Origin of the sequence: Phytohabitans aurantiacus (genome assembly GCF_027923225.1) — a bacterium.
Lineage (GTDB): Bacteria > Actinomycetota > Actinomycetes > Mycobacteriales > Micromonosporaceae > Phytohabitans > Phytohabitans aurantiacus.
Genome location: NZ_BSDI01000042.1, coordinates 1 through 10,936, shown reverse-complemented (window position 1 = coordinate 10,936; position 10,936 = coordinate 1). Strand labels below are relative to the sequence as shown.

The 10,936-nt window shown below is 69.6% G+C and carries 9 protein-coding genes; 6 read left to right on the top strand and 3 right to left on the bottom strand.

All coding sequences use genetic code 11. The features are described from left to right. Nucleotides 1-9: 9 nt before the first annotated feature. Both QMG73_RS32510 and QMG73_RS32505 read right to left on the bottom strand, forming a co-directional pair. Nucleotides 10-1,488 carry a hypothetical protein gene (locus QMG73_RS32510; RefSeq protein ID WP_281902113.1) on the bottom strand — a complete coding sequence of 493 codons (1,479 nt, stop codon included), beginning with the start codon at nt 1,486-1,488 and terminating at the stop codon, nt 10-12. Continuing rightward, on the bottom strand, nt 1,485-2,384 hold the full coding sequence (locus tag QMG73_RS32505; protein ID WP_281902111.1) for a terpene synthase family protein: 900 nt from the start codon (nt 2,382-2,384) through the stop codon (nt 1,485-1,487). The genes QMG73_RS32510 and QMG73_RS32505 overlap by 4 nt, the downstream gene beginning before the upstream one ends. Nucleotides 2,385-2,483: 99 nt before the next feature. Between QMG73_RS32505 and QMG73_RS32500 the strand changes: the two genes are divergently transcribed. Next, complete coding sequence (locus QMG73_RS32500) at nt 2,484-3,704, top strand: DegT/DnrJ/EryC1/StrS family aminotransferase (RefSeq protein WP_281902109.1); 1,221 nt, start codon at nt 2,484-2,486, stop codon at nt 3,702-3,704. Here QMG73_RS32500 and QMG73_RS32495 read toward each other — a convergent pair. Beyond that, nucleotides 3,685-4,692, bottom strand: a complete 1,008-nt coding sequence (locus tag QMG73_RS32495) for a polyprenyl synthetase family protein (protein WP_281902107.1) — start codon at nt 4,690-4,692, stop codon at nt 3,685-3,687. The two genes, QMG73_RS32500 and QMG73_RS32495, sit on opposite strands and share 20 nt — an antisense overlap. 110 nt (nt 4,693-4,802) lie before the next feature. Here QMG73_RS32495 and QMG73_RS32490 point away from each other — a divergent pair, with 110 nt between their 5' ends. The 5 genes from QMG73_RS32490 to QMG73_RS32470 all read left to right on the top strand — a co-directional run bounded on the left by QMG73_RS32490 (nt 4,803) and on the right by QMG73_RS32470 (nt 10,251). Beyond that, nucleotides 4,803-6,143: a cytochrome P450 gene (locus QMG73_RS32490; RefSeq protein ID WP_281902105.1), complete on the top strand. Its 1,341-nt coding sequence runs from the start codon at nt 4,803-4,805 to the stop codon at nt 6,141-6,143. Further along, nucleotides 6,140-7,426 (top strand): glycosyltransferase, encoded by a 1,287-nt coding sequence (locus QMG73_RS32485; protein WP_281902103.1) that lies wholly within the window; start codon nt 6,140-6,142, stop codon nt 7,424-7,426. The genes QMG73_RS32490 and QMG73_RS32485 overlap by 4 nt, the downstream gene beginning before the upstream one ends. Next, a complete protein-coding gene (locus tag QMG73_RS32480) occupies nt 7,413-8,156 on the top strand; it encodes a class I SAM-dependent DNA methyltransferase (RefSeq protein ID WP_281902101.1) in 744 nt (247 codons plus the stop codon). Before QMG73_RS32485 ends, QMG73_RS32480 begins: the two co-directional genes overlap by 14 nt. Further along, the gene (locus tag QMG73_RS32475; protein WP_281902099.1) at nt 8,153-9,337 is read left to right on the top strand and encodes a cytochrome P450; all 1,185 of its coding nucleotides are present in this window, start codon (nt 8,153-8,155) and stop codon (nt 9,335-9,337) included. Before QMG73_RS32480 ends, QMG73_RS32475 begins: the two co-directional genes overlap by 4 nt. Nucleotides 9,338-9,588: 251 nt before the next feature. After that, the gene (locus QMG73_RS32470; protein WP_281902097.1) at nt 9,589-10,251 is read left to right on the top strand and encodes a hypothetical protein; all 663 of its coding nucleotides are present in this window, start codon (nt 9,589-9,591) and stop codon (nt 10,249-10,251) included. Nucleotides 10,252-10,936 lie beyond the last annotated feature (685 nt).

Genomic DNA, 10,936 nt, shown 5'->3' with positions numbered 1-10,936 from the left:
ACGCCCTGATCACCGCTGCGTGGCCGCTACGGCGTACCCGGCGAGCACCGCGGCGCGTACCACGTTGTGTGGCGTGTAGAGGCCCTTGCCGATCCACAGCTCCGGGTACGCGTCGGCGTCCACACGCTCGCGCAGGTAGGCGGCGGACGCGGCGAAGGCGGCGGCCGGCGCCGGCCGGTACGCCGACAGCGCGTCCAGGGTCAGCACGGCGTACGCGGTCTCCTCGGCGGTGCCCCCGCACGCGCCCCAGGAACCGTCGCGGTGCTGGCCATCGACAAGCCACCGCCAGGTGCCGGCGAGCCGCCCCGGCGGAACCACCCGGCTCAGCGCGAACACCGCCTGAGCGGTCGCGTAGTGCGCCGACGCGTGCCACTTGTCCTGCCACCACGCGCCGTCCCGCCGCTCCCCGAGCAGGTACTCGACGAGCTTCGCGAGCTGCACCGGAAACCCGGCGGGCCGGTGGGAGAACGCCTCGAGCACGCGAGCGTTGGCGGACACCGACGCGCCGCGCTCGTAGGGGAAGGTGCTGAACCACGCGTCACCCTCGAACACGAGCAGGCTGTCGAGCCGGTGACCGACGTCGTATCCCGCGCCGAGTAGCGTATTGAACACCATCGCCGAGTCGTCGGAGTCGGGCACCGGAAAGTCCGGGTCGATCGCGGCGAGGCCGCTGTCGGCCAGCTGGCGGCGCAGGGTCGCGAGATGCCGCCAGGCCGTCGCTGGTCGCAGTCCGGCGCGCTGGAGCAGATACAACACCCACGCCGTCTCGAACGTCGCGATCGGCTGCACCTCGGGAAAACCACCGTCGCGACTCTTGGCGGCCAGCCCGTCGAGATACGTCAGCGCGGCGGGCTCGCCGGTGGCCGCCCAGTATGCGGCGGTGGCGGGGGGCGAGTGCCCGAGCGACCCGTTGACCGACAGGAACCGGCCGGCCGGCGCCGCGTCGAACTCTCCGGTCAGCACCTCCAGCGAGTACAGCAACGGCGTTGGTTTGCTGGACCAGGCGTCCGGCGGGACTCGGCCGAGCTTGTCGGCCCGCGCTCGGGCCAGGTCGTCGAACTCGCCATACGGCAGGTCGAGGCCGCGCTCCTGAGCCTCACCGAGCAGGTGCGGCACGGCGAGTTCGAACGCGATCGTCTCATGTGGCGCGCCACGCCAAGCCGTGGGCTGGCGCTGGACATACCCGATCCCCGCCCGGACCGCGTCGCGCGCCCACTCGTCGGGCGAATCCGCGAGCGTGACGACCGCCGCGAGTGTCGACACCAGACGGTCGGACGGCTGCCACACGGCGCCGCCCCAGCTCCCGTCCGGCCACTGCCGCTGTCGCAACCAGTCGAACGCCTGCGGAAAGCACATCGTGCCGTCGGGATGCCGCAACCGAGCCGCGAACGCGGTGGCGTACGCGATCGACTCCGTCGTCCCCTCGCCGATCGCCGCGACCAGCTCCGCCGCGCGCTGCTCCGTCCACGTTGGTGCCTCGCCCGTCATGACGCTCCCAAAGGTGCCGGCCATTCGATGGGTTGCCAGTCGGCTCGTTGCGGGCCCTCGCCTTCCGGGTACCGGAAGTCGATCCGCTGGTAGATCCGCGTGCCCCACACGGCCATGCGATGCAGCGCGACGGCCGGCGGGTCCGCGCGGTCGAGCTGCGACGCCAGCCGCCGCCGGCAGCTCGCGAGCCGGTCACCCACCAGGTGCCGGACCCGGTCTGGGGAAAGGCCGAGCCGCAGCGCGTTGAGGCCGCCCTCGGCGGCCTCACGGGCATGACCACGCGCGTCGTTGGCCAGCCGCACGGCCACCGCGGCGTCGCGCAGAGCCGGCAGCAGCGGTACTGGATCCACGCGCTCCATCGCAGCCCACAGCGCGACGACATACATCGGCACACCCACCGTGTATGTCGCGTGTTCGAGGTATCCGGCCAGCGTGCCGGTCTCCGATCGCGCCTCGTACGCCATGCCCACGAGCAGCCGGTCGACGGCGTCCCGCCACAGCGGTGCGACGTCGGGGTATCCCGGCAGCGCGGCTACGGTGTCGCGTATCTCGGCGAGCGCGCGGGCCAGCGGCTCACCACCGTGCGAGCCGCCAGCCACCACCGCTCGGCAGCCCCGCAGCACCGCGTCGATCGTCGCCTGGTCACACTCCGGACTGTCCACTGTGTCGTCGATGGCGGTGATCCAGCTCCAGATGCGGGAGGCCATCTCCAGCACCGGGCGCTCCAGCCACGGCGAGATGAACGCACTGCTGAGCGCGAACACCATGGTGTGTTTCCGTGGAAACACACTGCCCTGTGCAGCCGCCCAGTCGTGCAGGCTTTCGGCGAGCTGAAGCGCGGTGACGCATGTGTCGACGGATGGCTCGATGGACGGCAGATCCCAGGTTTCGGGCACCGCGTGACAACTCCCCCGTACCAGTGATGACCTATCGTGATCCAAAGCCTACATTGGGTAGCGTCTATGGCGCCAGTGTCCATCCATGGGGGAGGCTGAATGAATCACGGCGTTAACCAACTCGCCATCTTCACCGGGGTACCCGAATTCGACGAGCCGCGATACGTTGGTCTGCCGAACATCGGCGACCGCGAGCGGTTCTTCTCCCTCCTCGAGGGCGCGCTCGACCGGCGCTGGCTGTCAAACGGCGGCCCGCTGGTGCAGGAGTTCGAGCGGCGCGTCGCCGACCAGGCGGGTGTGCGGCACTGCGTCGCCACCTGCAACGCCACGGTCGCACTGGAGCTGGCGATCCGCGCGGCCGACCTCACCGGCGAGGTCATCGTGCCGGCGTTCACGTTTCCGGCGACGGTGCACGCCGTCCGCTGGATGGGCCTGACACCGGTGTTGTCCGATGTGGACCCTGAAACCGGCAACCTCGACCCGGCGCAGATTGTGGCGCACATCACGCCACGAACCAGCGCGGTGATTGGCGTACACCTGTGGGGGCGGCCGTGCGCGGTCGACGAGCTGGCCGCGATCGCCGACCGGCACGGCCTGACCCTGCTCTTCGACGCCGCACAGGCGTTCGGCGCCCGGCACGCCGGCCGGCCGGTGGGTGGCTTCGGCGCGGCCGAAGTCTTCAGCTTCCACGCCACAAAGCTGGTCAACGCATTCGAGGGCGGTGCGGTGGTGACCGACGACAGCAGCCTCGCCGCGCGAGTGCGCGCGATGCAGAATTTCGGCATCGTCGGCGAAGACGAGGTCGCGCACGCCGGCACGAACGCCAAGATGAGCGAGGCCGCCGCCGCGATGGGACTGGCGTCGCTGGCCGGCATGGAGGGCTTCGTCGACCGGAACCGGCGCAACTACCTGCGGTATCGCGAGGCGCTCGCGGGGATTCCCGGGCTCGTGGTGCCGCCGCCCGACCCGAGCGTCGAACACGCCTACCACTACGTGGTCGTGCGAATCGACGCCGGCGCCTTCGGGCTCTCCCGCGACGACCTGATGGCGGTGCTGCGCGCCGAAAACGTCATGGCCAAGCGGTACTTCTATCCGGGCTGCCACCGCATGGCGCCGTACCACGCGGACGGTGACGCTTTTCCGCACACCGAAGCACTCGCGGCGAGCCTGCTCACGCTGCCGACCGGTGCCGCCGTCGACGGAAGCGACATCGACCGGATCGCCGCGCTGATCCGCACCGCCGCGGAGCACAGCTCGGCGGTGGCCGCCCATCTCGCGACGGACGGGGCCGCGGCGACAGTCAGCGGTCTCGGCCGATGACGAATCTGCCCAGTATCGCCAGGCGGTCACACGTCGCGCCCAGCCGGGTGAGGACGGCGAGAGCATCCGCCGCGGCGGCCAGCTCGGCGTCTGCCAGCCGCTCGGCGAACGCACGTCCCCCCGCGTCCCGCACGAGCTCCGCCACGAGCCGGGCCTCCGCATCGTCGAAGGGTTCGGGTCGGGAGTACAGCTGGCGCAGTCGCTCGGAGGCGTCGCTGTTCGCGGCGAGCGCCGCCGCGACGGGCAGGCTCTTCTTGCGCCGCCGCAGGTCCGCGCCCGCGGGTTTGCCGGTGCGGTGCGGGTCGCCCCAGATGCCGAGCAGGTCGTCGCGGAGCTGATACGCCAAGCCGAGGTGCCGGCCGAACCGCGCGAGCGCGGCGCACGCCTCTTCGTCGGCGCCGCCGAAGAGCCCACCGAGCAGGCAGGCGCATCCAAGCAGGGAGCCGGTCTTCGCCACCGTCATTTGCAGGCAGTCGTCGACGGCGATCGCCTCGGCCCCTTCGAACTCCAGGTCCATCGCCTGGCCTTCGATCAGCTCGTCGACCGTGCGTTCCAACTCGCGGATGGCGGGTGCCGCAGCGGCGTGACCCGAGCGGGCCAGCACCGCGAACGCGAGCGCGAGCAGCGCGTCGCCAGCGAGAATCGCCGGAGACGCCCCGAACACGGTCCACGCCGCGGGCCGGTGCCGCCGCGTCGGGTCTTCGTCCATCACGTCGTCCTGCAGCAGTGTGCAATTGTGCAAAAGCTCGACGGCGACAGCGGCGGGCATCGCGCGGTCGGAGTCAGCGCCGACGGCCTCGGCACACGCGAGTGTCAACAGTGGACGGATGGACTTGCCCGCCGAGTGCCCGTCGAGCCAGCCGAGCTGGTACTCGCAGATGCGGCGCATGCGTGGGTTGAGCGTGCTGAGCGCGGCGGCGAGGGCCGGCCGTGCGGCCCGCTGCACCTCGGACAGCCACGCCGAGACGTCCAGCGGTGCGGTGGTCACCCGACCCAGCCTACGAGGGATCGAGGTATTTATCGATATTGCATTTGATCGCTCAGCGTGGCAGAGTGACCAACGTTCGGTGACCTCGAATCCGAAAGACGGGGGGATCGATGTCGCCTGTTCTTGACGCGCTCGCGCCGACCGCACCAGACCGGTTGCCACTGTTGGGTCACGCCGTGGCTCTGCGGCGGCGCCCACTCGACTTCCTGCAGTCCGTGCGTCGCCTCGGCGACGTGGTGCGTGTGTATCTCGGTCCCCGCCCGGCATATGTGGTCAACGACCCCGAACTGGTCCGGCACGTGCTGGTCACCGAGGCGCGCAAGTTCGACAAAGGCGCGTTCTTCGACAAGGTGCGGGCGATCGTCGGCAACGGCCTGGTCAGTTCGAACGGCGCATTCCACCTGCGCCAGCGCCGTCTCATGCAGCCAGCGTTCCATCGTGGACAGATCGCCGGATACGCCGACATCATGAGTGAATACATCGCCAGATGGGCGGAGTCCTGGCGCCCGGGGCAGGTGCTTTCCGTCCACGACGAGATGCACGAGATCGCGCTGACGCTCATCGGAAAGACGCTCTTCAGCTCCGACCTGGGAGAAGAGGCGGTGGCCGAGGTCAAGCGCTCGATTCCCATCATTCGCGACGGTGTGACGAGGCGCACTCTGTCTCCCGTCGAGTTGCTGGAGAAGCTTCCCACGCCGGCGAATCGCCGCTTCGAGCAAGCGATCCTCCGCACGCGCCGGGTCATCGACCAGGTCATCGAGGCCTACCGGGCGGACGGCACCGACCACCACGACCTGCTCACGATGCTGCTGCGGGCACGCGACCGCGACACCGGCGAGACGATGACCGCGGAGCAGGTCAGCGACGAGGTGGTCACCATCATGCTGGCCGGCAGCGAGACCACCGCCAACACCATGGCGTGGGCGTTCTACCGGCTCGGGCAACATCCCGACATCGCCGACCGCGTCGCCGCCGAGGCTGCCGAGATCCTGGGTGGCCGGCGTGTGCGATACGACGACCTGGAGCGGTTGGAATACACCGGTCGGGTCCTCTCCGAGGTGGTCCGTCTCTATCCACTGTGGCTCGTCATGCGACGGTCCATCACTGACGTGCGTATCGGCGACGTCCCGCTCCCGCGCGACACACAGGTCATCCTCAGCCCGCTCGCCATGCACCGCGACCCGACCCTCTTTCCCGACCCGCTCAGCTTCGACCCCGACCGGTGGCTCCCGGAGCGGGCCGCCGCGATCCCGAAGCACGCTTTCATCCCGTTCGGGTCGGGCAACCGGCAGTGCATCGGCGACGGCTTCGGCTGGACCGAGGCGATGATCGCACTGACCACCATCGCGAGCCGGTGGCGCCTCACACCCCTCCCCGGCCGCTCGGTCCACGAAGCGGTGGCGGCGACCGTGTACCCGAGCCAGCTCCCCATGACGGTGGAGCCGCGATGAGGGTTCTCGTCCTCGCATACGGCACCCGCGGCGACGTCCAACCAATGGTGGCGCTGGCCGCCGCCCTGCGAACGGCCGGGCACGAGCCACTGCTGGCCGCACCCTCGTCCTTCGCCACGCTGGCCGAGCCGCACGGCGTGCCGTTCGCCGGCCTCGACGAAGGCATCCTGAGGCTCTGGTCAGCACCCGAGATGCACGAAACCGCCGGGCACGGCAAGGGCGGGCTCGCCTCGATGCGGGCGTACGCCGGATACGTCCGCGAGATGAAACCGGCACTGCGCAAGCTGCTCGCCGGGGCATGGCACGCGGCGTCGGGCAGCGGCGCCGAAATACTCGTACACTCCCCGGTCGCGATCGCCGGGCCACACCTCGCCGAACGGCTCGGCGTGCCCAGCGTCATCGCGGCGCTCGACCCGCTGTACGTGCCGACCCGCGAGTTCGCCAACCCGCTGATGCTCGCGCCATCGTGGCTGCCGGCCGCGTTCAACCGGCTCACACACGTGGCGTTCGTCCGAGGCCAGTTGCGGCTCGCCGGCCTCGGCGTCGACAGGTGGCGGGGCGAGACGCTCGGCCTGCCCAGGCGGCGCGGCCGGCACGACCCGCTTCGGCAACCCGGCGGACACCCCACGCACGTGCTCAATCAGGTCAGCCATCACGTGCTGACACCACCGCCCGACTGGCCGTCCACAGTGCACACCACCGGGTACTGGTACCTTCCCGCGCCACCCGACTACGCGCCGCCACCCGCCCTCGCCGAGTTCCTGGCCGCCGGCGAGCCACCCGTCTACATCGGATTCGGGAGCGTCGTGGGCTACGATCCGGCCGGCATGGGCAAACTGGTACTGGAAGCGCTCGATCGCGCCGGTGCACGGGCGGTCATCGCGACCGGCTGGGGTGGCATCGCGCCCGGCACCGCCCTGCCCGCCAGCGTGCTCGCCATCGACCAGGCACCGCACGATTGGCTGCTGCCACGGATGTCCACAGTGGTACACCACGCCGGTGGCACGACGTGGACCGCCGTCGCGGCGGGCCGGCCGCAGGTCGTCTGCCCGTCCATCGGCGACCAGCCGTTCTGGGCCCGGCGGATGCACGCGCTCGGCGTAGCACCCGCTCCGATACCCGCGGCGAAGCTGACCGCCGCGGGCCTGGCGGCGGCGATTCTGGCCGCGCGCGGCGACTCCGCCATCCGGGCCCGGGCCGCCGATCTCGGCGACCGCATCCGGGCCGAGACCGGAGCCGCCAACGCGGTCGCTGTCCTGGAGAAGATTCATGCCGAGCGTTGACATGTTCGGGCCGGAGTTCGCCGAGGTCTACGACCTCACCTACCGGCGGCGCGGCAAGGACTACGCGGCCGAGGCCGCCATGGTCGCGCGCGTGGCGCGCGAGCGACGCCCCGACGCCTCATCGCTGCTCGACGTCGCCTGCGGCACCGGCGAACACCTGGCGAAGCTGCGCGACAACTTCGCCGACGTGGCCGGGCTCGACGCGTCGCAAGCCATGATCGACCTGGCACGAACGAAGCTTCCCGGGGTACCGGTGCACCGCGGCGACATGCGGAGCTTCGACGCCGGCCGCAGCTTCGACGTGGTCACGTGCCTGTTCAGCTCCATCGGATACCTCATGTCGGTCGCCGATCTACGGTCGGCGATGCGGTCGATGGCACGGCACCTCACGCCCGGCGGCATACTGCTTGTCGAGCCGTTGTGGCTGCCGGAGCAGTTCATCGACGGATACGTCGCTGGCGATGTGCTGGAGCAAAATGGCCATACGCTGGCGCGGGTCTCACACTCCACAAGAGACGGTCAGACCGTGCGCATGGACATTCACTATCTGGTCGCCGGCGGCGGTGCCATCCGGCACATCGCGGAGAGTCATCTCAACACGCTGTTCACCCGCGACGAGTACCTGGACGCCGTCACAGACGCCGGCTGCGCGGCAGAATTCCTGCCCGGCGGCCCGTCCGGTCGCGGCCTGCTCGTCGGAATACGCCATACAGAAGGGAGCCCATCGTGACGGTGCGGTCATACCCGTTCAGCCCGTTGGAGGGCCTGCGCCTGGACCCGACGTACGCCCAACTGCGCGCCGACGAGCCACTGTCTCGCGTACAGCTGCCGTACGGCGAGGAGGCGTGGCTGGCCGTCCGATACGACGACGTCAAAATGGTCCTGAGCGACCCGCGGTTCAGCCGCGCCGCCGCCAACGGTCGCGACGAGCCGCGCATGATGCCGCACCAGTCCGATGCCGGCACGCTCAACATGGACCCTCCCGAGCACAGCCGGCTGCGCGGATTCGTGGCGCGAGCCTTCACCACCCGGCGCATCGAAGACTTCCGGCCGCGCACCGCCGAGATCGCTTCCGAGTTGGTCGCCGCGATGCGCGAGCAGGGACCGCCGGTCGACCTGGTGACCGCCTTCGCCGCCCCGCTGCCCGTCCGGGTGATCTGCGAAATGCTCGGCGTGCCGTTCGAGGATCAGGACAAGTTCGGAATCTGGTCCGAGGCGGTCGTTGCCAGCACCTCACTGAGCCCCGAGCAGATCGGCGAGTACCTCGGGGCAATGATGGAGTACATGTACGCGCTCGTCGCCCAGCGGCGCGCCGAGCCAGCCGACGATCTGATCAGTGCAATGGTCAAGGCACGCGACGAGAAGGGCCGCCTCACCGAGCACGAACTCGTCGACCTCGCCGCCGGTTTGCTAGCGGCCGGTCACGAGACCACCGTGACCCAGATTCCCAACTTCGTGTACGTGCTCCTCGCCAACCCGAAGGCGCGCGACGAACTGGTCGCACACCCCGAGCTGGTGCCCAACGCGGTCGAGGAGCTGATGCGGTACGTGCCGCTGGTCGCCGGCACGGTATTCGCGCGGTACGCCACCGTCGACATCATGGTCGGCGACACCCTGGTGCGGGCCGGCGATCCGGTGGTGGCGTCGCTGCCCTCGGCCAACCGCGACGAGCGGGTGTTCACCAACCCCGAGGAGCTCGACTTCCACCGGCCGGCCTACCCGCATCTGGGATTCGGGCACGGGATCCACTTCTGCTTCGGGGCGCAGCTCGCGCGGATGGAGCTCCAGGTGGCGGTAGCAACCCTGGTGAAGGCGTTCCCCGACCTCCGCCTGGCGGTACCCGAGGAAAACCTGGCCTGGAAGCCCGGCCTGCTCGTCCGCGGCCTCCACTCCCTCCCCGTGACCTGGTAACCCACTCCCCTCCTGCAGTAATCAGCGCACGCGCGCCACCACACCGCGCCGCCCCACGCCACACCGCGCAGCGCCGCCCCGCGACGCGCAGCGCCGCGTCGCGTCGCGTCGCGTCGCGTCGCGTCGATCAAGGGCAAACGCACGTGATTCGATCGCAAAACCGCGTGTGTTCGCCCTTGATCGATGGGAATGGCCTTGATCGGCGCGCCGGCCACGCGCCGCGCGGCCCGACCACGCGCCAGTCACGCGCCATGCGAGCCGCCCGCGCGCCACGCCACGCGAGCCGGCCACGCGCCGCGCGAGCGGCAGCACAGCAGCTCAGCACTGCTTGGACGGCCGCGCTCCGCAAGGCCGTCGGTGACCTGCCGCTCGACCTCCGCGTGTCCTACGACGGCGATTGCCTGCACGACAACGTCGCCCAGGGCGCCGAGCTGGACGACCTCCCCAACGACGCCAAGGCAATGATCGGGACGCGGGCCACCACCCTCGGCGTACCCACGGAGGTCACACAAGGCCGAGCGACCGCTCCCGTACGGAAGATCGCCGACCGGGTCGCCGACCGCTACGGACTCAACAGCGACGTGGTCCGCTGGTTCGTTCGCGAGTTCTTCAGCGAAGTCCCCACATACCTGCGGCCGCCCGGCGGCCGCGCGGTCCCGGGTGCCAGGCGCATCAAGGAACACGAGCCGTCCGTGGTTATCGCACACTCCCCTGGGTCGCCGGTCGCCTACGAGACCCTCTGCCACCACGACGAAATCAAGGTCGATCTCATGATCACGATCGGGTCGCCTCTGAGAATGCCGGATGTGGGGTACGACCGGCGCCCCGTTACCTCTCCGTCGACGCCGTCTCCCGGGCTCGGGCAAGGCCCGCAAGCGAAAACGTCGTGGGCACACAACGATGAACGTGGATGACAGCCGTGGTTGCCCACCCGAGTCAATGGGGGGTTTTCGGGGGTAGCCCTAATGCCCATAGACAAACATCAAAGCCCTGACCGCGTTTCCGCTGGTCAGGGCTTGTGTCGCGTCGGGACGGCCGGATTCGAACCGACGACCCCTTGACCCCCAGTAGTCCCGTGGGTCAGCGGCATGCTCACGCACGTTTGCCCAGGTCATTCGAAGCATGAACCGGCCAAGTAAAGGAGTCATCGCCTCGCTCCTCGTGGCACGGTTGCGACCCGCGCATCACCGACGTCGCGACGCGGGGGTTCGAGTCGCTGATCGACATGAGCCGATATCCAACGGAAGTTGTACCTCGCCGACACACGCTCGCCCTGGCCTAATACGGAGTCTACCTGGGCAAACGCCCTCTCGCGATCACCAGCACGAGAGGGCAGCAGGGCCGTCTGTCACGGTGTCCAGCACGGCCCGCCATCGGGCGGGGTCTACGCTATGGCCAACGGCCATCGCATGATCTTCGGTTGTCCTCACAAACCATCGATGATCACGCGATGGCCGTCCTCATACCCACGCCACGCCGTACACAAAGCCAGGTGACGTTGGAGTACTAGCCCGGGTGGGACTGTTCGCCTGGTTCATCAACCGCCAGCGGCAGGTCAATACGTTCGTCACCAACATACGTGGTCCCGAAGTCGGCCTG